The organism is Nocardia colli (assembly GCF_008704205.1).
Classification (GTDB): Bacteria; Actinomycetota; Actinomycetes; order Mycobacteriales; family Mycobacteriaceae; genus Nocardia; species Nocardia colli.
The window spans coordinates 188,420-208,539 of sequence record NZ_VXLC01000001.1 but is presented as its reverse complement, the minus strand read 5'-3'; the positions used below and the strand labels follow the sequence as shown (position 1 = coordinate 208,539).

Annotated in this window: 21 protein-coding genes; 11 read left to right on the top strand and 10 right to left on the bottom strand. The window is 66.2% G+C overall.

Annotated elements, in window-relative coordinates; translation table 11 throughout:
• Positions 1-35: 35 nt before the first annotated feature.
• The 4 genes from F3087_RS01100 to F3087_RS01085 form a co-directional block, all read right to left on the bottom strand.
• Positions 36-668, bottom strand: coding sequence for a class I SAM-dependent methyltransferase (locus F3087_RS01100; protein WP_150399866.1), 633 nt, complete (start codon positions 666-668; stop codon positions 36-38).
• Positions 669-743: 75 nt separating this feature from the next.
• Positions 744-1,994, bottom strand: coding sequence for a saccharopine dehydrogenase family protein (locus F3087_RS01095; RefSeq protein WP_150399865.1), 1,251 nt, complete (start codon positions 1,992-1,994; stop codon positions 744-746).
• 18 nt (positions 1,995-2,012) lie between these two features.
• A complete protein-coding gene (locus F3087_RS01090) occupies positions 2,013-3,449 on the bottom strand; it encodes an ABC1 kinase family protein (protein WP_150399864.1) in 1,437 nt (478 codons plus the stop codon).
• A gap of 155 nt (positions 3,450-3,604) precedes the next feature.
• Positions 3,605-4,288, bottom strand: coding sequence for a TetR/AcrR family transcriptional regulator (locus F3087_RS01085; RefSeq protein ID WP_150399863.1), 684 nt, complete (start codon positions 4,286-4,288; stop codon positions 3,605-3,607).
• A gap of 203 nt (positions 4,289-4,491) precedes the next feature.
• Between F3087_RS01085 and F3087_RS01080 the strand changes: the two genes are divergently transcribed.
• From F3087_RS01080 to F3087_RS01060, 5 genes are all read left to right on the top strand, one after another.
• Positions 4,492-5,829: a DUF445 domain-containing protein gene (locus F3087_RS01080; protein WP_150399862.1), complete on the top strand. Its 1,338-nt coding sequence runs from the start codon at positions 4,492-4,494 to the stop codon at positions 5,827-5,829.
• 104 nt (positions 5,830-5,933) lie between these two features.
• On the top strand, positions 5,934-6,437 hold the full coding sequence (locus F3087_RS01075; protein WP_223884760.1) for a helix-turn-helix domain-containing protein: 504 nt from the start codon (positions 5,934-5,936) through the stop codon (positions 6,435-6,437).
• Positions 6,434-7,102 (top strand): heparin-binding hemagglutinin, encoded by a 669-nt coding sequence (locus F3087_RS01070; RefSeq protein WP_150399861.1) that lies wholly within the window; start codon positions 6,434-6,436, stop codon positions 7,100-7,102. The genes F3087_RS01075 and F3087_RS01070 overlap by 4 nt, the downstream gene beginning before the upstream one ends.
• A gap of 115 nt (positions 7,103-7,217) precedes the next feature.
• Positions 7,218-7,523, top strand: coding sequence for a DUF2516 family protein (locus F3087_RS01065; RefSeq protein ID WP_150399860.1), 306 nt, complete (start codon positions 7,218-7,220; stop codon positions 7,521-7,523).
• 103 nt (positions 7,524-7,626) lie between these two features.
• Complete coding sequence (locus F3087_RS01060; RefSeq protein ID WP_150399859.1) at positions 7,627-8,664, top strand: alpha/beta fold hydrolase; 1,038 nt, start codon at positions 7,627-7,629, stop codon at positions 8,662-8,664.
• Positions 8,665-8,672: 8 nt separating this feature from the next.
• On the opposite strand, the gene purU is transcribed toward F3087_RS01060, so the two are convergent.
• Both purU and F3087_RS01050 read right to left on the bottom strand, forming a co-directional pair.
• Positions 8,673-9,563 carry a formyltetrahydrofolate deformylase gene (gene purU, locus F3087_RS01055; protein WP_150399858.1) on the bottom strand — a complete coding sequence of 297 codons (891 nt, stop codon included), beginning with the start codon at positions 9,561-9,563 and terminating at the stop codon, positions 8,673-8,675.
• 69 nt (positions 9,564-9,632) lie between these two features.
• Positions 9,633-10,193 carry a GNAT family N-acetyltransferase gene (locus F3087_RS01050; RefSeq protein ID WP_150399857.1) on the bottom strand — a complete coding sequence of 187 codons (561 nt, stop codon included), beginning with the start codon at positions 10,191-10,193 and terminating at the stop codon, positions 9,633-9,635.
• Positions 10,194-10,352: 159 nt separating this feature from the next.
• Between F3087_RS01050 and deoC the strand changes: the two genes are divergently transcribed.
• Complete coding sequence (deoC, locus tag F3087_RS01045; RefSeq protein ID WP_150399856.1) at positions 10,353-11,021, top strand: deoxyribose-phosphate aldolase; 669 nt, start codon at positions 10,353-10,355, stop codon at positions 11,019-11,021.
• Between the two features lie 78 nt (positions 11,022-11,099).
• Here the strand turns inward: deoC and F3087_RS01040 are convergent, their stop codons facing one another.
• The gene (locus F3087_RS01040) at positions 11,100-11,831 is read right to left on the bottom strand and encodes an LmeA family phospholipid-binding protein (RefSeq protein WP_150399855.1); all 732 of its coding nucleotides are present in this window, start codon (positions 11,829-11,831) and stop codon (positions 11,100-11,102) included.
• A 99-nt stretch (positions 11,832-11,930) separates the two neighbouring features.
• On the opposite strand from F3087_RS01040, the gene F3087_RS01035 reads away from it, so the two are divergent.
• The 3 genes from F3087_RS01035 (at position 11,931) to F3087_RS01025 (ending at position 15,778) form a co-directional block, all read left to right on the top strand.
• Positions 11,931-12,539 (top strand): hypothetical protein, encoded by a 609-nt coding sequence (locus F3087_RS01035; protein WP_150399854.1) that lies wholly within the window; start codon positions 11,931-11,933, stop codon positions 12,537-12,539.
• Between the two features lie 126 nt (positions 12,540-12,665).
• Entirely contained in the window at positions 12,666-13,649 is a 984-nt protein-coding gene (locus F3087_RS01030; protein ID WP_150399853.1) for a hypothetical protein, read from the top strand.
• Positions 13,650-13,687: 38 nt separating this feature from the next.
• Entirely contained in the window at positions 13,688-15,778 is a 2,091-nt protein-coding gene (locus F3087_RS01025) for a tetratricopeptide repeat protein (protein WP_150399852.1), read from the top strand.
• A gap of 6 nt (positions 15,779-15,784) precedes the next feature.
• Here the strand turns inward: F3087_RS01025 and F3087_RS01020 are convergent, their stop codons facing one another.
• The 3 genes from F3087_RS01020 to F3087_RS01010 all read right to left on the bottom strand — a co-directional run bounded on the left by F3087_RS01020 (position 15,785) and on the right by F3087_RS01010 (position 17,674).
• Positions 15,785-16,585: a class I SAM-dependent methyltransferase gene (locus tag F3087_RS01020; RefSeq protein WP_223884759.1), complete on the bottom strand. Its 801-nt coding sequence runs from the start codon at positions 16,583-16,585 to the stop codon at positions 15,785-15,787.
• Positions 16,555-17,076, bottom strand: a complete 522-nt coding sequence (locus F3087_RS01015; RefSeq protein ID WP_150399851.1) for a DUF2505 domain-containing protein — start codon at positions 17,074-17,076, stop codon at positions 16,555-16,557. The genes F3087_RS01020 and F3087_RS01015 overlap by 31 nt, the downstream gene beginning before the upstream one ends.
• 112 nt (positions 17,077-17,188) lie before the next feature.
• On the bottom strand, positions 17,189-17,674 hold the full coding sequence (locus F3087_RS01010; protein WP_150399850.1) for a DUF2505 domain-containing protein: 486 nt from the start codon (positions 17,672-17,674) through the stop codon (positions 17,189-17,191).
• A gap of 24 nt (positions 17,675-17,698) precedes the next feature.
• On the opposite strand from F3087_RS01010, the gene F3087_RS01005 reads away from it, so the two are divergent.
• The gene (locus F3087_RS01005; RefSeq protein WP_263407189.1) at positions 17,699-18,793 is read left to right on the top strand and encodes a UDP-N-acetylmuramate dehydrogenase; all 1,095 of its coding nucleotides are present in this window, start codon (positions 17,699-17,701) and stop codon (positions 18,791-18,793) included.
• A 68-nt stretch (positions 18,794-18,861) separates the two neighbouring features.
• A complete protein-coding gene (locus tag F3087_RS01000; RefSeq protein ID WP_150399848.1) occupies positions 18,862-20,094 on the top strand; it encodes a L,D-transpeptidase in 1,233 nt (410 codons plus the stop codon).
• Positions 20,095-20,120 lie beyond the last annotated feature (26 nt).

Below are 20,120 nucleotides of genomic sequence, written 5' to 3'. Positions count from 1 at the left end.
ATCCCTGGCCAGACGAAGATCGTTTCCGATTCCGGTTATTCGGGCCGGGTCGCGCTCACGTACTGCAACAGCCGGTGCACGTCCTGCTCGATATCGACCAGGCCCGCCGCGGCGAACAGATCGGGGAACGTCCGGGTATCGAAGACCCGCAGCCCGCTCCACCCGCCGACCACCCGGCTGACATCGCCGAACGGATTGTCCGCCCGGTAGCTGGTGGTGATGGCGATCCGCCCGCCGGGCGCGAGCACGCGCAGCATTTCGCGGGTCGCGCCGATCGGGTCGGGGATCAGATAGAGCGCGCCGAAACAGCACACCGCGTCGAAGGTGCCGTCCGCGAACGGCAGCACGCGGGCATCGCCGCGCAGATATCCGACGCGCGGGCCCGCGTTGTCCGCGACCGCGCGGGCGAGCATCGGTTCGGAGTAATCGAGGCCGATGGCAAAGCCGTCACCGGTCAACGCGGTACTCAGGTGACGAGTGAAATTGCCCGGCCCGCAAGCGATATCGAGTACCTTCTGCGCGCCGCCGAGTCGCAGCGTGCTGATCGCGTCGCGGCGATCCGACTCCGTCGTGCGCCCGCTGGCCAGATAGAACAGCGCGGGCCGCCACGCCCGCTCGTACACCGCGGCCAGCGCCGGATGGTTCATCGTGCGTCGCGCCAGGTTCATCGGGTACTCCTCGTTCCTCTTGCGCGCGGGCGGTATTCGGTCGTAACCACCGAATACCGCCCGCCGCAACGTCTTTCAGACTCGCGCGACTTCGATGGTCATGCCCGCCGCGCGCAGCCGCTCGGTGAGCGCGTCACCCATCGCCGCGCCGGGGGTGAGGATGCCGGCCAGCTCGGGCTGCTTGCCGGTGTCGAAGGCCAGCGACAGGCCGCTCTCGCCGAGCAGCACCGCGGTCGCCTTGTAGCCGGGATCGCCCTTGCCGGAGAAGGTGGCCACGTACTTGGCGCCCGAGGAGGTGCGGGTGAACGTCTTCATCGCGAACCACCCACTGTCGCGCGCCTTTTCGCTCGGCCCGGTGCCCGGCTTGGGCAGCACCCGATCGAGCAGCTTGCGCCCGGCCGACACCCGCGACAGCAGCGCACCGGCCGCCAGGCCCGCGACGATGCCGCCCGCCATGCCCGCGGCCACCAGCGGTGCGGCCGGCGACTTGCCGGCGCTCATCACCTCGCGGTAGCGGAAGTTCTTGCCGTACACCCAGCCGAGCAGGCCGTTGGTCCGGCGCACGATCTTGGTGTTGTGCGCGGCCATCACGAACGTGCTCACCCAGCCGTCCAGGCTCGGGTCGATGGTGCTGGCCCGGGACAACGCCTGATCCGACTGACGCCCGACGGCCGGGTCCATCGACTTGTCCGGGCTCAGCGAATACGGGTGCGACAGCACCGATCCCTTGCTCGGATCGGCGGCGATCGCCTCCATTATCGCCCGGCCGGAGTCGATGGTGCCGCCGCTGATGCCACCCTTCAGCGACGCGACCAGCGTGGTCTCCTCCAACTCGCCGGTGTTGTCCTCCAGCGAACGCTTGTACAGCTGATACACGCTCAGATCCGACGGAATCGAGTCGTAGCCGGCCGAATTCACGATCTTGGCGCCGGACGCGACCGCCTGCTCGTGGTACCGGTCGATCGCGTCGCGGATGAACAGCGGCTCACCGGTGAGGTCGGCGTAGTGCGTCCCCGCCTGCGCACAGGCGGCGACCAGCGGCAGGCCGTAGCGCAGGTACGGGCCGACCGTGGTGACCACGACCTTGGTCCGCGCGGCGAGCGACGCGAGCGCGGCCTCGTCGGTGGAGTCGGCCACCACGAGCCCCCAGTCGGCGGCGGCCGGGCCGAGCTCGGCGCGGACCTTGGTGAGCTTGTCCAGCGAGCGCCCGGCCAGCGCGATCCGCGCGGACTCCGGCGCGGCGGTGAGCAGGTACTCGGCGGTCAGCTTGCCGACGAAACCCGTTGCACCGAAAAGGACTAGGTCGAACTCGCGATTGTCTGCCATGGTCTTCCGTTTCTGCGGTTACGCTTCGGTGCTCGGTTTGGGGACCTTCTTGGCCCGCACGCGCGGCTTCTTCGGCGCGACGGGCGGATGCTCGGCCAGCCACGCGTGGTGGACCTTGCCGAGCTCGGTGACGGGCGGCTCGCTGTAGAGCCATTCGCGGGAGATCTGATGCCAGTTCGCGGTGCAGCCGAGCTGACCGAGCATGCCGAAGGTGAGGAAGTCGGCGCGGCGGGAGAACAGGTGCTCCGGCGGCAGGTTCTGCTGCTTCATGCCGGTGAATTCGCTGGCCCGCGGGTCGACCGCGAGCAGGAACGCGCCGCTGGCCAGTTCGGGAGTGATGGTCAGATCCTCGTCGATCAGACACCATTCGGACGCGGCCAGCACGTACTCCAGGCACTCCTCGGCGCCGATCTCCTCCGGCGAATCGATCACGCCGCGCTGGATCATCAACTCGCGCAGGTCTTCCGCGCGGTCCTCGGCGGCCGCGCGCAGGCAGGTCAGCTCGAACTGCACGTGGTCCGGATCCATCCGGTTGAACAGCCCGAAGTCGAGGAAGGCGACCTTGCCGTCGTCGGCGAGCAGCACGTTGCCCGGATGCGGGTCGCCGCAGAACTCGTTGAAGGTGAACAGCGAACCGACGTAGAAGCGATAGATGATCTCGCCGATCCGGTCGCGCTCGGCGTCGGGCAGCTGGCGGATCTCCTCGAAACCCTTGCCCGGCACGTACTCACTGACCAGCACCCGGGTGGTGCTCAGCTCGGGCATCGACCGGGGCACCACGATGAACGGATGCCCGGCGTAGAGCTCGGCGATCTGTAGCTGGGTGTTGGCCTCGGCCTGGTAGTCGAGTTCGCTTTCCATGTTGAGCCGCAGCTCGTCCAGCACGGCGGGGGTCACCCAGGGCATCGCCGATTGCAGCACCCGGCGAAACATGGCCAGGTTCTTCAGATCCGCGCGCACCGCGGCGTCGATGCCCGGGTACTGCACCTTGACCGCGACCCGCCGACCGTCGTGCAGCGTGCCCCGGTAGACCTGCCCGATGGAGGCGGCCGCGATCGGCTCGGCCTCGAATTCGGCGAAGATCGCGCCGAGCGGCTGGCCGAAATCGTCCTCGATCACCTGGCGCATCGACTCGAACGACACCGACGGCGCGGCATTGCGCAACACCGCCAGCCGCTTCTGGAATCGCTCCCGGTGCGCCTCCGGCACCAGATCCATGTCCAGCACGGACATCATCTGCCCGAGCTTCATGGCCACGCCCTTCATGGTGCCGAGCACCATCACCACCTGCTCGGTGGTGCGAATCATGGACTCCTCGGCCATCTTCGCGCGGACCGCCTCGGACCGGCCCCGCATCGACAGGCGCGCGCGTTGCGTGCGGATAACCGAGCTGGCCGCCACGGCACCGAGCTTGGTGCCACGAGCAAGCCGGGAGGTCGGTACTTGCTTCGCCATCGAGGTACCTCCATTGGTGCCAGTGCGCGGGGCGGTGACGCAGCCCACTCGGGCGCACCGCTCGGGTTCAGAGTAGCCAACCGCGCGGCAAAGTCGAGCCCCTCGTCACACTTTTGCTAGCACCCCAGCTAGCACCCGGGGAGTCGGGCGATTGATCAGTTAGCCGAGTTCGCGCCGGGTGCGGGCAGCACATGCGGCTGCGCGTTGAACACCTCGGCCGAGCCGTTAGCACGCGCCATCCCGTCGATCGCGCTCCAGGCCATCATGGTCAGGTAGTCGATCACTTCTTCACGGGACATGGTCTTGTTCGTGGTCCACCAGTGCGTGGCCAACTGGATTCCGCCGACCAGGACGTAGGACCACAGCATGGCGCCGTCGGTCTGGATGCCCTTCTCGGTCGCGCGGTCGATGATGACCGCGGCCACCACCTCGGCGAACAGCTTCTCGAATTCGGCCAGCGAGGACTGGTCGGCCGAGCCGTTGCCCATGATGAAGCGATAGACCTCGGGGTCCTCGTCGACCGTGCCGACATATTCGGCCAGCGCCGAGCGGACCAGCTGATATTCGTCCGCGTCCAGGCTGATCGCGCCGTAGACCCGGGGCATCAGGGTGGTCTCGATGAACCGCTGCATGGTCGCGTGGACCAGGTCGTTCTTATCGGAGAAGTACCGGTAGAGGACGGTTTTGGAGACGCCGATCTCGGCGGCGATCTCGTCCATCCCGGCGTTGGAGCCACGGGCTCGGACAGCGGCGAGCGTGCCGTCGACGAGTTCCTCACGGCGGTCGATCTTGTGCTGGCGCCAACGGCGTTTGCGGCCATCCGTTCGGCCGGTGCGCACCGCCGCCGGTCGGTCGGCGAGCTCGCCGACGTCGACAAGGTCATCGGTGGACAGCGTGGGCTCCTTAGTTGGTCGGTTTCTCCTCGGACCACCAGCTTAGGTCCCTGTCGCTGGTGATATGCGCGTTTGGGCAGGGATGCGACGGGTTGCACATCTTCCGCGCCTCAGGCGGGCAGACCCTCCGGCACAGCAGAATGGAGGGCATGGAGAAAGCTCCCGGCAACATCGCGGTCCTGGAAACGCCCCCGGCGCCCGCGGCCGCCGCGCCCCTCGGCTTCGCCGCCGTGCTCGACGAGGAAAGCAAGCGCCGCGACCTCTGGCGAATGAAGGCGCTGGCCACCGGGCTACTCGCGGTGGCAACGGCGATCTATCTGTTCTGTCGCTGGCTGGAATCGCGCGGCAGCGGCGGTGGCTGGGTGGACTACGTGCGCGCGGCGTCGGAGGCCGGCATGGTCGGCGCGCTGGCCGACTGGTTCGCCGTCACCGCGCTGTTCCGGCATCCGCTCGGCCTGCCGATTCCGCACACCGCGATCATCCGGAAGAAGAAGGATCAGCTCGGCGAGAGTCTCGGCACCTTCGTCGGCACCAACTTCCTTTCCCCCGAGGTGGTTTCGGCGAAGGTGACCTCGGCGCAGATCTCCTGGCGGGTCGGCAAGTGGATGGCCGACCCCGGTCATGCCGCGCGGGTGGCCGAGGAGAGTTCGACGCTGCTGCGCGCGGTGGTGGATGTGCTGCGCGACGAGGACGTCGAGCAGATCATCGACCAGACGATCGTCAAACGGATCGCCGAACCGCTCTGGGGCCCGCCGATCGGGCGGGTGCTCTCGGAGTTGCTCGCCGACAACCGGCAGCTGGTGCTGCTGGACCTGCTCGCCGAGCGGGCGCACCAGTGGGCGCTCGGTTCGCAGGAGACGATCGACCGGATCGTCCTGCGCGACGCACCGCAATGGGCGCCGAAATTCGTCAACATTCTGCTTTCCGAGCGGATCTATCGCGAACTCGTCGAGTTCACCTGGAAGGTGCGGTCGAACCCCGAGCACGAGGTGCGGCTGGCCGCGAATCGCTTTCTCGAGGAATTCGCCGACGATCTGCAACACGACGACGCCATGATCAAGAAGGCGGAGCGGATCAAGGCGCAGATCATGGGCCGCGACGAAATCACCGGCATGGCCTCGGCGACCTGGCGCGCGGCCAAACGATTGATCTTGGAATCGGCCGACGATCCGAACAGCACATTGCGGCGTAAGGTCGGCGAGAACGTGCAGCAACTCGGCGAGCGGTTACGCGACGACGCGGATATGCGCGCGAAGGTGGACGGCTGGATCGACCGGGGGGCAAGGTATCTCGTCGGGAACTACGCCGGGGAGATCAGCACGCTGGTCACCGATACGGTTGCCAGGTGGGATGCGGACGAGGCAAGCAAGAAGATCGAATTGCAGGTCGGGCGTGACCTGCAATTCATCCGCATCAACGGAACGGTCGTCGGTTCGCTTGCGGGCCTGGTGATTTACACAATTTCGCAACTGATGTTCGGTGGCTGAGCAGTAGCGCGCCGGATGTTTGCCGAGAGGGTGCTAGCAGACTGCTTGCAATAGTTAGCACCCTGCCCTAGAATTGAACTCGTACAACCGCCAGAAGGTGAGTGATGGCAGACCAGCCCGAGGTTTCCGCCGAGTACACCGATAGTTCGGCCGAGCAATCGACCGGCGTCGGAGAAAAAGCGGCCCGCGTGTTAGATGCGGCGCACGACATCGGAGGCTTCATCAGGGCACAGCGAGAGGCCGCGCAAGTCTCGCTGCGCCAGCTCGCCACCCTTGCGGGAGTGAGCAATCCGTACCTCAGCCAGATCGAGCGCGGATTGCGCAATCCGTCCGCCGAGGTACTCGCGCAGATCGCCAAGGCACTGCGGGTGTCGTCGGAGGTGTTGTACGTCCGGGCCGGCTATCTCGAACAACGGCCACACAGCCCGGTGCGGGATGCCCTGCTCGCCGATACGTCTGTCAGCGAACGGCAGAAGCAGGTGCTGCTCGAAATCTATGAATCGTTTCGCCGGGAAAACGGAGGGAACGAGCCCGGGGGGGATGGGGACAGCGTCGTTCCGCGCACCACAACCGAAACTCCGCCACGCCAGGAGAACGAAATACCATGACCGAGAAGACCAACCCGACCGTGACCAAGCCGCTGCTCGCGACCGTCGGCGCCGGCGATGCCATCTACGCCGCCGTGACCGATGTCGTCACCCAGGTGCGTGAGCGCGCCGCTGCCACCGACGTTTCCGCCCGGGTCGAAGAGGCCCGTGAGCGCTTCGCCAACGTGCCCGCCGATGTGCAGGCCCAGTTCGAGACGCTGCGCGAGCGGCTGGCCGGACTGCCCTCGGAACTGCCGGAGGACCTCGCCGAGCTGCGCGAGAAGTTCACCCCCGAGGAACTGCGCACGCTGGCCGACAAGTACTACCACCAGGTGCTCGACATCTACGCCGATCTCGCCGTGCGCGGCGAGGAGACGGTGGAGCGGCTGCGCGCCAACCACCTCGTCGAGGGCCAGATCGAGCGCGTCGAGGGCCTGTACAAGGACGCCGCGACCCGCGCCGAAGACGTGCTGGGCCGGGTCAACGGCCTGCTCGGCCGCCCGGCCAAGGTCGAGGACGAGACCGTCGTCGCGCCGGTCGTCGATGCCGAGGTCGTCACGGTGACCACCGAGACCACGCCCGCCCCCGAGGCCAACGGCGCCCCGGTCGAGGATGTCGCGCCGGCCCCGAAGAAGGCCCCGGCCAAGAAGGCTCCGGCCAAGAAGGCCGCGCCGAAGAAGGCTTGATCCGCCCGATTCGCCGGCCGGCCCGAGCGCTGATTTCGCAAGGGCCGCACCGATATCGGAGTTCTACCCGGCAACGCCCCTGCGCACCCTGGTGTGCAGGGGCGTTGCTCGTATGATGGGACAGGTGAATATGGTGCACGGATTGACCGGGATGATCCTGCTCGTGCTGTGGCTGGCGGCGCTCGGCGCGACGATCTTCGCGCTGATCCACGCCGTGCGGCAGCGTCCGGACGCGTTCACCGCGGTGGACAAGCTGACCAAGCAGATCTGGCTGGCCATCCTCGGGGTCGCGGTCGTGCTGTTGCTGCTCTCGCCGGCCGGTCTCGGGCTGCTCTCGTTCATCGCCATCATCGCCACCGGCATCTATCTGGCCGACGTGCGGCCGAAGGTGGACGAGATTCAGCGGGGTCCGCGCTGGTAGGGAGCAGCGGACGACGAATACTCGATAACTTTTCGAGTGCTGGCACTAGCTAGCAGCGCGCATCGGAGTTACTGTATCTAGCAGTAACACAAAGGAGTGTCCGATGCGTGCCCTGCTGCCGACTGCGTTGGTGAACTTCCCGGAACAGCTTCGCGGGAAGCTCGACGCCCACCGCGCGAACCTGCGCTCGCGTACCTACGCGACCACCGCGTTCAACCCGCCCGCGATCGCGCCCGAGGTGATCCCGGTGGTCACCAAGGACGGCACCCGGCTGCGCGTGCACGCCTACGGCCCCGCCGACCGGCCGGTGATCGTGCTGGTGCACGGCTGGAGCTGCTGCATCGAATACTGGAACGCGCAGATCAACGCCTTCGCCGGCGAGTATCGCGTGGTCGCCTACGACCAGCGCGGCCACGGCGAGAGCGAGCGCGGCGAGAGCCCGCTGAGCATGGATCTGCTCGCCGACGACCTGGCCGCCGTGCTCGACGCGACGCTGCGCCCCGGCAAGCGGGCCGTCCTGGTCGGCCACAGCCTCGGCGGCATGACCTTGCAGGCGTGGGCCGGACGCTATCCCGACCGCGTCGCCAAGCAGGCGCTCGCGGTCCTGCTGACCAACACCGCGCCCGATCGCCTGGTCTTCGAGACCACCGTGATCCCGCTGCTGAACCGGCCGATGCGGCTGCTCGAGCTGAAGGTTCCGCTGCCGTTCCTGTTCGGCCGCTTCGGACTCGGCGCGCCGCTGGTCTTCCCGCCCATCGCGCCGATGCGCTGGCTGTTCGCCCGCTCGATCATGACCACGAAGGCCAAGGGCGACCTGCTCGACTACAGCATGGCCATCGTGCGCTCGTGTCCAGCGGTGGTGCGGGCCAGGTTCGGCCGGCTGCTCGCCGACATGAACGTGGGCGAGTCCGCGCGCAACCTGGTGGTGCCGACCACGGTGATCGCCGGCGAGTTCGACGACATGACGCCCGTGGTGCATTCCGAGCGAATCGCCCAAATGCTCAGGGAGACCGGCAGTCTGGCGCGGTTCACCACGCTCCCGACCGGACACCTCGGCAATACCGAGGCGTTCGAGCAGTTCAACGAGGAGCTGGGCCACGTGCTCGAATCGGTGCGACTACGCACCGAGATCGCGGGCTGACATTCGGCTCAGGTGAACACGACCGTCCGGCGGCCGTGCACGAGCACCCGCCCTTCCAGGTGCCAGCGCAGGCCGCGGGCCAGGACGACGCGTTCGATATCGCGGCCCTGGCGGACCATGTCGCGCACGTCGTCGGCGTGGTCGATGCGGCTCACGTCCTGCTCGATGATCGGGCCGGCATCCAATTCCGCCGTGACGTAGTGGCAGGTCGCGCCGATCAGCTTCACGCCGCGGGCGAAGGCCTGGTGATACGGGCGGGCGCCGACGAACGACGGCAGGAAGCTGTGGTGGATGTTGATCGCCCGGCCGGTCCAGTGCGCGCACAGTTCCGGCGGCAGCACCTGCATGAATCGGGCGAGCACCACCGCATCCGGGTTGTGCGCGTCGACCAGCGAACGGACCTCGTCGAACGCGGGACCGCGCTCGGCCGGGTCCTTCGGGAACCGCACGTGATGGAACTTCACCCCGTGCGCCTCGGTCATCTCGGCCAGATCGGGATGATTGCCGATCACCGCCTCGATGGTCGCGGGCAACTCTCCGCTGGCCGCGCGCCCGAGCAGATCGTGCAGGCAGTGCCCGTCCTTGCTGACCAGCAGCACCGCCCGGCGGCGTGCGCCGGAATCGAGCAGCTGCCATTCGGTCTCCGGCCCCAGCTCGGCGGCCACGCCGGCGAATCGGTCGCGTAGTTCGGTGAGCCCGAACGGCACGGTCGAGGCCTTGATCGCCTGCCGGGTGAAGAACCAGCCGCTGTCCGCGTCGGAGTGATAACCCGCCTCCACGATCGAGCCGCCGAATTCGGCGATGAACGAGGTGATCCGGGCGATGATGCCCGGCCGGTCGGGACAGCCGAGGGTCAGCACGAAACGGCGGTCGTCCAGGGCGGGTAGAGCGGCACTCATGAAGCTCATCCTTCCAGGTCACCCTGGACGATTGAGCTCCGCCTGAAGTCTCGAAGCGGCGGCGGGACCTCAGAGTTCGTAAAACGGTTCGGGGTAGCGGAATTCGCCGGTGATGCGCGGGTCGTAGGCGCTGAGCGAGCGGACCTGGAAGTGCGACACCCAGGCCGGGTCGTCCGGGGTGATGCCGAGGCGCGCGGCCGGGACGAAGCCGAACTGGGGGTAGTAGTCGAGGTGGCCGAGCAGGCAGACCAGCGGCTCGTCGAGCGCGTCGGCCGCGCCGAGGACGGCGTGCATGAGCGCCGAGCCGACGCCGGTGCCCTGGTGTTCGGCGAGCACGCCGATCGGGCCGAGCGCCAGCACCGGGAACGGGCCGATGCTTCCCCTGGTCAGGCACACGTGGCCGATCACCGTCTGATACTCCACCGCGACCATCGACAGGGTCGGGATCCAGCCCGGATCGCTGCGCAACCGGGCGACCAGATCGACCTCCGGCGGATCGGCGCCGTCGTCGGCCGGCGGTTCACCGGTGAGCTCGGTCAGGTCGCCGTCGGCGTGGTGCGGACCGAACGCGCTGCGATGCACCGCCGCGATCCCGGCGATGTCGTCGGCGCGTTCGCGACGGATCAGCACGGTGTCGTCTCCTCCCGAACCAAGTAGGGGTCCATCCGGCACACGTTAATCAGTCGACCGCTTCGTCACTACCGGCGATCCGGCATCAGGTACGAGTGTGCGGGAAGGGTCACCAGGCGCGCAACGGAATTCGCCACCGGTGTGCCAGACTCTCGGCTCATGGCAAGTTTCGCGTCACCGACCAGGGCCGAAGTGGCCGCCATGATCGATCACACACTGCTGGCGCCGGGGGCGACCCCCGACGACGTCGCCGCGCTGATCTACGAAGCCCGCGAACTGGGGGTGCTGGCCGTCTGCGTCTCGCCGTCGATGCTGCCGGTGCAGGCGCCGGGGCTGGTGGTGGCGACGGTCGCCGGATTCCCGTCCGGCAAACATCATTCGCTCGTCAAGGGCGCCGAGGCGCGGCTCGCGGTGGACCAGGGCGCGGCCGAGGTGGACATGGTCATCGACGTCGGCGCGGCGCTCGCGGGCGACTACAACGCGGTGCTCGCCGACATCGTGACGGTGCGCGAGGCGATGGGGGATCGCGCCGTGCTCAAGGTGATCATCGAGGCGGCCGCGCTGCCGGACGCGGCGATCGTCGAGGTCTGCCGGGTCGCCGAGCGCGCGGGCGCGAATTTCGTGAAGACCTCCACCGGTTTTCACCCCGCGGGCGGGGCGAGCGTGCACGCGGTCGAGCTGATGGCCGCGACGGTCGGCGGGCGGCTCGGGGTCAAGGCCAGCGGCGGCATCCGTACCGCCGAGGCCGCGGCGGCGCTGATCGCGGCGGGCGCGACGCGGCTCGGATTGTCGAAGTCGCGAGAGGTGCTCGACGGGTTCTCCGCCTGACCTTCCGGAAAGGATTGAACCCCGGCTGGTTTCGCGCAGCAATGAGCGAAACCAGCCGGGGTTCAGTGTGTTTCGGGGTTATGAGCAGGTAGCGCTTGCGTTCTGCTCGGCGGCAGGCAGTTCGGAGCGGCTGCCCGCCAGTTTGACCGCGATCCCGTCATCGGTGACCTTCACGTCGGTCGGCTGCATGTTGTACGGGTAGCCCTGCAGGCTCTTGGTGAACACCTCGACGATGCCCTGCACCAGGTCGGTGGGCAGGCCCACGCCGAGCAGCTGCGCCGACATGGTCTCCACCTCGATGACGCCGCCCTTGATCACCGGCTTCACCTGCAACTGTGCCAGGCCGCCGAGCACGTCCAGGCTCAGCATGTTCGAGCTCGCGGACGATTTCACGCCGCTGACCAGGCCGCCGAGCGTCTGCCGGATGCCGTCGTTGTTCCAGGCGACGTCGGCCGAGGAACTGCCGATCACGCCGCCGCCACGCCCGTTGTCGGTGACCTCGACGTCGTGGAACTCGGCGTGCACCACCATGCCGACCGCGGGACCGAACTTGGTGTCGTCGCTGTCCACCTTCACCGTCGGCACCTTGCCGTCGAACCAGGTGATCAGCATCGGCTTGGCGCCGAAACTCACGTCGATCTTCGAACCCATTTCCTTCTCGAATTGCGTACTGATGCAGCGCGACACGGTGTGCCGGGCGTACGCCTCGCCGCCGACCAAGGCCGTGGCGAGCAATATCGCTACCACGATCAGGGCGATCAGCAGGGCCCGCCGGTTGATCGTCATGGTGGACGGAGGCTTCGTACTCATACGGCTGATTCTTCCCCACGTTTCTGTGCCGTCTCTGAGGGGCCATTGAGGGGTTCGAATGTGACGTCTGACACAAGAATCGAGCGTAGCCTGATCATCATGGCTGGCGATGCGGCGGGCCGCGCCCTCGGTTCCGCGGACCACGGATGGCGCGTGCTGCGCCGATTGGCCGGTCGCCACGCCGGTTTCTTCACCACCCGGCAGGTCTTGCGCACCCACTGCGAGGCGCGGGTGCGGATCGCGCTCGGCGACGGCTCGGTGACCAGGGCCGGGGTCGGCCTGCTGCGACTATCGGAGTGGCCGGCCGGTCCGCTCGACGAATATGCCATGTGGGCCGCCTGGTTCGACGGCGCCGCCGCGGTCTCGCACCACAGCGCGGCCGAGTTACACGGCATCGGCCGGCTACGCCCCCGATTCCTGCACCTATCCGTGGGTTCCGGCCGTCCGCCCGTGACCCCGCGACTAGTGGTCCTGCGCCGCTCACTGATCGGCACCGAGATCGAATCGGCCGGCCCGTTCCTGGTGACGACACCGCTACGCACCGTGCTCGACCTGGCCGAGGGCGACATCGGCCAGTCCGCGCTGGACGAGGTGGTCGCCGACGCGCTCGCCATCAACCGCTGCACCAGCGACGAAATCCGCACCGCCGCAGGCACTCTCACCCCCCGCGCGGCCTCCCGGATCTACCGCGCACTGACCGGCGCATAAGCCGTCGAACTCGGAAGCGGCGGCGCATCAATGGATGCGCGGCCGCAAGAGTAACGATCATAGATCTCATGCGTCATGTGGGACGAGTCTCGCTCCTGCACAGTCATCTTCGTCTAGTCTGCCGAGGTGACTGCCGAGCGCGAGGCTCCGAACGGGCCTGGATCGAAGATCCGGTTGCACATGTCGGTCGACGCCCGCATCGAAGACGTGGATCAGTTGATCGGTGCTGCCATCGAATCTATAAAGTCCACTGACTTCAGTGATCACGCTGAGCAGCAGACCTACCTTGAGTTGGTAAAATCTGATCCCGGCGCAGCGCTTGTCTGGCTGGCTGTTCCGGATACGATATTTGGTGTACCTGGAGTGTCAATCGATTCTGCTTCGTGGTGGCAAGATCGAGAACTTGAAGTTATGCCCAGTCCGGATTTCGAGCATCTATTTCCGCCGTGTGACTGTGAAAGCGACTGGGATCCCGCTTCTGCCGTTGACTACAACGATGACGACGACACGCCGCCATGCGAGGAGTGTGGTGGGTGGAGCCTTACTCCGAACACGGTTGCGTGTATACACGCTGGTCTCGACCTAATTCTTGATATGCTGCGAGATGATCTGGAACAACTCGGCGATGAGCCGATAACTAACGAAACTCGCTGGAAGGTGCTCGGTTTCGATCGACTGCCGCGAACTAGTTGGGGAATGGACCGCCACTGGCGAGAGCGGTTCATCCAGGCTTGCCTCGATCTCCAGACGGACCTCGCTGCAGGTCGGCGGCCGGAGCCACGGTGTAACGCAGAGGAGATCGCCCTTCATCTGGCTATCGAAGATGCGCAAGTCGTGGAAGAGTCCGGTTTTGCATCTTCATATAAGGTCCGTCGTGACGATTACGAATGGTACATGTGTTCCAGCTCATTGTTTCAGGACCACGACGTTCTCATGATTGATAGTATTTATACTCCAGGAATCGATGATCCTGACGACCTGGCTAACAAGTTCGGTGGCGTCGGTGACCTGTCGCCGGGAAACTGGTTCACATGGTTCAATAATGTCGAGCCACGCAGCCCAAAGCGTCTGTTGTCGTCTCGAATCGGCGAGCCGAGTGGCCTGGAATAGTGCTGACTCAATCCCGCTTGGCGGGCATCCTCGGAGTAGTGACAGTTATTCTTCTCGGTTCACTCCTGGGTGCCCTCACTAAAGTCGGCATCGCATGGCTGGCGGCGATTTCCATGGCTATCGCAGTGCCGGTCTCGGCGCTCATATCGGTACGATTGGCACCCTGGGCGGAACGAGCCAAGCGTCGCGCAGAACGGCGGCGTCTTATGCGGGAAAGTTTTCGGCTATCTCTGGATGGGCGACTGCCCATCGTCTCCGCTGTACTGGATAGTTCGGGGCTGGGCGTACATAAATCCTTGCCTTCTCGACGTCATGCGGCTCCTGAAATGCCGCCGTACGTTGGCAGGGATATTGATACGGAGCTTAAAGAAGCAATGAATGAAACCAATGCGGTGCTCATTCTAGGCGATTCTGCCGCCGGCAAAACGCGATGTGCATTCGAGTTCATTCATAAGCTTTATCCGAGCCGTAAACTGCTCTGCCCTCTTAATATCAAAGCGCTCAGATGGGCGTACTCGGAGGGCGTCGAACTCGAAGGTCTCGTAATATTTCTGGATGATCTAGAACAGTTCATTGGTTCCGATGGGCTCGATCAGCCAATGCTGGATGGAATCGTCGACTTACAGAAGCGTGGAGTCTCCTTAGTTGCCACCATGCGAACTGCAGAACACTCCCGATTGACTCAGGGTGTCAAGGTATCGAATCAATCCAGTGATCCTGATGCCCGGATCGTACGTCAAGGCCGCGAGGTGCTCGACCATCCTGCGCTGCGGACAGTGAGGTTGCCGCGTCGGCTGAGCGCAACAGAGATATCGCGGGCAAAATGCTTATCCGATGATCGAATCGAGACAGCGATAGAGAAATTCCCAACAATGGGCTTGGGTGAGTATCTTGCAGGTGGTCCGCAACTGATCAGCCGCTGGTTGGCAGCACAGTCTGTCGACGGCACGCCGTGGGGACACGCGATTGTTGCCGCTGCGGTTGATCTGGCACGAGTGGGTTGGACTCGACCTGCAAGCGCGCTCGAGCTCTGGGCGCTTGCAAAAGCGTATGTCGACGTAGAATTGCTGATTTATGCCAGATCGTCCGATATGGAAAAGGCAATCGAATGGGCGACTGTCACGATAAATGCTACGACCTCCCTGCTTTTGCCTCTCGATGATGGGTTCAAAGTTCCAGACTATCTTATCGACTATGCGCATCGAGAGAAACTTCCGCCTCCCCCATCGGAATTGTTTTCATATCTGCTCGAGCGGGCGGATAGGGCGGAATCGCTTGTAATCGGAGTTTCTGCCTATGAGCTTTCAAATCATCTAACTACGATGCGTTTTCTTATGCGGGCCGCAACCAGTGAAAACACAGATACAGCTGGCACTGCGGCGGCGAACATCGGTACCCTTTATGAGGATAAGGGAAACCTGACCGCTGCCGCGCGGTGGTGGGAACGAGCCGCCCGAGCGGGAGACACACTCGGTGCGGCTCGTTTGGGAATCCTTCGGCAGAAGTCGGACCCGGCTTTTGCGCGGCAAATGCTGGCGTTTGCCGCTCTGAAAGGGCATGTGCTATCCGGTCGACTGCTCGGAGCGCACTACCTTTCAGCGGGGCGATTGGTTACCGCTGCGCGCTTTCTTCGGAGTTCCGCCAGCTATGGGGATATTCCGGCAACCCGCATGCTCGGAAATGCATTTGCGAGGTCGGGGCAGTTTGTCCGTGCTCGCACTTACTGGCAGATCGCCTCAGAACGCGGTGAAAGCCACTTGGCCGAGCTCAATATCGCAGTGCTCGACGCGATGACCGGTGACGTAGAGAAGGCTGAGGTTGCTTGGCACGACCTGATGACACGTAGTAGTACACCTTCTATACAGCGATGCATCGGGGCGTTGGCTCTTCGTTCAGGAGACGTTACAAGAGCTCGAGTCTTCCTCGAGGCGGCGACATCGGACACCGACTGGAGGTCAGCGGTACTTCTCGCACATACGTACGCCCTCGAAAATAACTTCCGTGAAGCTGCCGATTGGGTGCGCATAGCGCGGCGTATGGGTATGCGGAGCTTTCCTGTAGGTAGGCAGTACCTGCGTGACGCCTTAAATGGCGACTGGCTCGCGATTGCCGGTGGCTGGCATGGATAGCGGCCGTCATAGTTGCGGGGTGACGGTGTCCCATGGAACCGACAGCACGCAGTCGCGCATGCGGCGGCGGTAGGGGCGGAGCGGGAAGCCTTCCTGGCGTAGGGATTCGGCGGCGGCGCGCCAGCGGACGCGCGGGCCGAAAGGGGCGAGGGGGGCGGCGCGGGCCCAGGCCCGGTCGGCGGCGGTGAGCAGGGCGTGGATGGGTTCGCCCGGAATGTTGCGGTGGATCAGGGCTTTCGGTAGTCGTTCGGCGATGTCGGAGGGCTGCTCGACGGTGAACGGGTCCCAGGCGAGGGTGAGTGAGCGCGGGCCGGAGCGGTCGAGCAGGACCCAGGCGCAGCGGCGGCCGAGTTCGTCGCAGGTGCCGTCGATCAGCAGGCCGTCCGGTGCCAGGCCGGACAGGATGGTCGACCAGGCTTCGGGGACCGCGGATTCCGGGTACTGGCGCAGGACGTTGAACGCGCGCACCAAAACCGGTCGCAGGCCGGCCAATTCGAATCCGCCGCGGGCGAAGGTTACGCCGTCCCGGCCGGGCACCACGCGTTCCGGATCGATCTCCAACCCGACGACGCGTACGTCCGGGCGCACGGTGCGCAGCCGTCCCGCCAATTCCAGGGTCGTCCACGGGCTCGCGCCGTAACCGAGATCGACGACCAGCGGGTCGGTGGCCGCCCGCAGCCGCCCGGCCACCAGTTCGTCGTGGATCAGCCAGCGATCACTGCGCCGTAGCCGATTGACCCCGGTGGTACCGCGGGTGATGGTGCCGACCGGTTTGGTCAGCTGGTCGGGTGGTGGTCGTCGAGCCACTGCACCGTGAATTCCGCTTCGGCCCGGAACAGATCGACCAGGTTCACCAGCATCAGCTGCTCCAGCCGGGGACCGACCATCGGGATGAACACCTTGGCCTCGGAGGAGAAGCGCATGGTGCAGCCGGTGTCGGTGGGGAACAGGCGGATGGTGCCGCCGAGGCTGCCCGGCCCGGCCGGGATCGCGGCCGAGTACTTGCCGGTGATCTCCTCCGCGCCGAACGGCCCGTAGGTCTCCTTGCGGGTGATGATCATGTCCTTGCGCATCACGGCCTGCGCGATCTCGGGCAGCATCTCCCGCGGCAGCACGTGGTGCAGCTCGACCTCGATGCCGCCGTCGCCGGCCTCCAGGTGCGCGACCTCGTTACCCGGCGAGTACTTCCGCATCTCGGCCATCCGCGCGTCCCAGTAGTCGCGGCTCGACAGCGCCGAGTACAGCTCTTTGGTGGTGTGCAGCGGGTAGCGCGCGGAGTAATCGAGTCGACGGGCCATGAGTCGAGAGATTACTGGGTGGGATCGCCCCGGCCGCGCTCGGCGGTGTGGTCCACAAAAAGAAAGAGCGGGAAGTGTGCTGCCGCAACAACTTCCCGCCCGGTTCCGCGTGTCAGTGCGAGTCGAGCCAGGTATTGGTGAACTCTTCCTCGTTCTTCAGCACCTCGGTCAGGTGTTCGGCGATCGCCGACTCGATCTTGCCGCCGAACAGCGGGATCTTCACCTCGATGGTGCCGTTGGCCGCGGCGGAGGAGCCCGCGCCCTCGTCGGTTAGCGTGATCGTGCCGCGCACCTCGGCGGGCGCGCCGTCGACGGTCGCCTGGAAGGTGGCCGAGTCGCCGTCCCAGGTCTCCACCCGGGGGATGATCAGGTCGCCGGGGCGCACCGCGGTGATCGCGGCGGGCAGCAGCTCGGCGGCGATGGCCTGCACGAGCTGGACCCGGATCTGGTTGCCGTCGACCCGGACCGACTCGAGCCGGGCGTTCGGGCCACCGACCTCGGCGACGCGGTCTTTCCAGTACTGATCATTCGCGAACGCCGCGCGCACGGCGGCAGCGGGATGCGAGTAGCGGGCCGTGTACGCCAGCGGTGTAGCCATGGTCGGACACGCTACCGTCTGCCTGTGCGAACTTCACGTGTGGTGCCGTCGGATGTGCTGGCCGCCACCGGCGCCCGGATCCGCGAATCGGTGCCGCTGGCCGAGCTGACCACGCTGCGGGTCGGCGGACCCGCCACGGTCGCCGAGTGCACCACCACCGAATCGCTGGTGGCGACGGTGCGCGCGCTGGACGCGGCGGGCCTTCCGGTGCTGCTCATCGCGGGCGGTTCCAACCTGCTGATCAGCGACGACGGCTTCGACGGCGTGGTGGTCCGGGTGGCGACCGGCGGCGTCGAGCTCGGCGCGGACGGCGTGCTGGCCGAGGCCGGCGCGAACTGGGACGCGGTCGTCGCGGCGACGGTCTCGGCGGGCCTCGGCGGGCTCGAATGCCTGTCCGGAATCCCGGGTTCGGCCGGGGCGACGCCGGTGCAGAACGTCGGCGCGTACGGCGCGGAGGTGGCGAACCTGCTGCGGCGGGTGCGACTGCTCGATCGGCACACCGGGGAGATCCGCTGGGCCGAGCCCGGCGAGCTCGGTTTCGGCTACCGCACCAGCGTGCTCAAGCATCGCGACGACGCCCTGGTGCTCGCCGTCGAGTTCGCCCTCGACCCGACCGGCGCGAGCGCGCCGCTGCGCTACGGCGAACTCGCCACCACGCTCGGCGCCGCGGACGGCGAATCCCGGCCGGCCGCCGAGGTCCGCGACGCGGTGCTGCGGCTGCGCGCGGGCAAGGGCATGGTGCTCGATCCGGCCGACCACGACACCTGGAGCGCGGGCTCCTTCTTCACCAACCCGGTGGTGCCCGAGGATCGAGTGCCCGAGGTGCGCGCCGCGATCGCCGCATATGTGGGCGATGTCACGGTGCCGACCTATCCGGCGCCGGACGGGGTCAAATTCTCCGCGGGCTGGCTGATCGAACGGGCCGGCTTCGCCAAAGGTTTTCCGGGCCCGGACGCCCCGGCGCGATTGTCCACGAAACACACCCTTGCGCTCACGAATCGTGGTGCCGCGACCGCCGCGGATCTGGCGGATCTGGCCAGGACGGTGCGCGATGGGGTGGCCGCGCGATTCGGCATCCGGCTCGAGCCCGAACCCGTCACGGTTGATGTGCCGGTGTAACCGGATGAAATGGACACCACACCTTTCGCTAGCCAACCGAACGAGTTTGCCCGCGTAAATTCGATGACGTGAGCAACCGTCCAGGGATCCGCAGACCGGTCGCCGCTGTATCGGCCGTGCTACTCGTCGTGGTCGCCGTGGTGGCCGGCTGTAGTTCCGGCAGCGGTGGCAACAACAGCACTCCGCGCGATCCCGGCCCGGTCGCCAAGGTGACCTTGGCACCGGAGAACAATGCCACGAAGGTCAACCCGGCCGCGCCGGTCTCGGTCACCGTCGCGGACGGCACCATCGATCAGGTCGCGCTGACCAACGCCGCGGGCAAGCAGGTGGCCGGCGAATTCAGCCCGGACAAGCGCAGTTACAGGATCAGCGAGGCGCTCGGCTACGACGCCACCTACACCTGGTCGGGCACCGCGATCGGCACCGATCACAAGCCGGTCCCGATCGACGGCAAGTTCAGCACGCTCGCGCCGAAGAACACCGTCCCGGCGACCATCAACATCGCGGACAACCAGGAGGTCGGCATCGCCGCGCCGATCATCCTGCAGTTCAAGGCTGCCGTGCAGAACAAGGCCGCGGTGGAGAAGGCGCTCACCATCACCACCGACCCGCCCACCGAGGGCGCGTGGGCCTGGTTCCCGGACGACAACGGCTCCCGATTGCATTGGCGCCCCAAGGATTACTGGGTTCCGGGCACCACCGTGCACGTCTCGGCCAAGCTCTACGGACTCGACCTCGGCGGCGCCAACTACGGATACACCGACCTCACCACGGATTTCCGGATCGGCCGCAGCCAGATCGTGAAGGCCAACGCGCCGAGCCACCGGATGCAGGTGGTCCGGGACGGCAAGACCGTCTTCGATTTCGCGGTCAGCTACGGCGAGGGCAACGAGCCGCGCAACGTGACCCGCTCCGGGCTGCACGTGGTCACCGAGAAGTACGAAGACTTCCTGATGTCGAATCCGCCGTTCTACACCAACGTTCGCGAGCGCTGGGCCGTACGCATCTCCAACAACGGCGAATTCATCCACGCGAACCCGGAATCCGTGGGCGCCCAAGGGTCTTCGAACGTCACCAACGGCTGCATCAACCTCTCGCCCAGCGACGCCCAGGCGTACTTCCCGACCGCGCTCTACGGCGATCCGGTGGAAGTCACCGGCACCTCCATCCCGCTGTCCGCCGCCGACGGCGACCTCTACGACTGGACCATCGACTGGGCCACCTGGAAGACCATGTCCGCCGAGGACGGCTCCACCTCGGTCGTTTCCGCGACCCCGGTCGCACCCGGCCCGCCCCGCTAGGCTCGAGCTCGATCGAGATCGCGGTG

Excerpts from the sequence above, each read along its gene's own strand:
- F3087_RS01065 (WP_150399860.1), top strand. The coding sequence starts at position 7,218 with ATGGGACAGGTGAATATGGTGCACGGATTGACCGGGATGATCCTGCTC.
- F3087_RS01075 (WP_223884760.1), top strand. The coding sequence starts at position 5,934 with ATGGCAGACCAGCCCGAGGTTTCCGCCGAGTACACCGATAGTTCGGCC.
- purU (WP_150399858.1), bottom strand. The coding sequence starts at position 9,563 with ATGAGTGCCGCTCTACCCGCCCTGGACGACCGCCGTTTCGTGCTGACC.
- deoC (WP_150399856.1), top strand. The coding sequence starts at position 10,353 with ATGGCAAGTTTCGCGTCACCGACCAGGGCCGAAGTGGCCGCCATGATC.
- F3087_RS01080 (WP_150399862.1), top strand. The coding sequence starts at position 4,492 with ATGGAGAAAGCTCCCGGCAACATCGCGGTCCTGGAAACGCCCCCGGCG.
- F3087_RS01070 (WP_150399861.1), top strand. The coding sequence starts at position 6,434 with ATGACCGAGAAGACCAACCCGACCGTGACCAAGCCGCTGCTCGCGACC.
- F3087_RS01100 (WP_150399866.1), bottom strand. The coding sequence starts at position 668 with ATGAACCTGGCGCGACGCACGATGAACCATCCGGCGCTGGCCGCGGTG.
- F3087_RS01015 (WP_150399851.1), bottom strand. The coding sequence starts at position 17,076 with ATGGCCCGTCGACTCGATTACTCCGCGCGCTACCCGCTGCACACCACC.
- F3087_RS01010 (WP_150399850.1), bottom strand. The coding sequence starts at position 17,674 with ATGGCTACACCGCTGGCGTACACGGCCCGCTACTCGCATCCCGCTGCC.
- F3087_RS01095 (WP_150399865.1), bottom strand. The coding sequence starts at position 1,994 with ATGGCAGACAATCGCGAGTTCGACCTAGTCCTTTTCGGTGCAACGGGT.
- F3087_RS01040 (WP_150399855.1), bottom strand. The coding sequence starts at position 11,831 with ATGAGTACGAAGCCTCCGTCCACCATGACGATCAACCGGCGGGCCCTG.
- F3087_RS01035 (WP_150399854.1), top strand. The coding sequence starts at position 11,931 with ATGGCTGGCGATGCGGCGGGCCGCGCCCTCGGTTCCGCGGACCACGGA.
- F3087_RS01060 (WP_150399859.1), top strand. The coding sequence starts at position 7,627 with ATGCGTGCCCTGCTGCCGACTGCGTTGGTGAACTTCCCGGAACAGCTT.
- F3087_RS01090 (WP_150399864.1), bottom strand. The coding sequence starts at position 3,449 with ATGGCGAAGCAAGTACCGACCTCCCGGCTTGCTCGTGGCACCAAGCTC.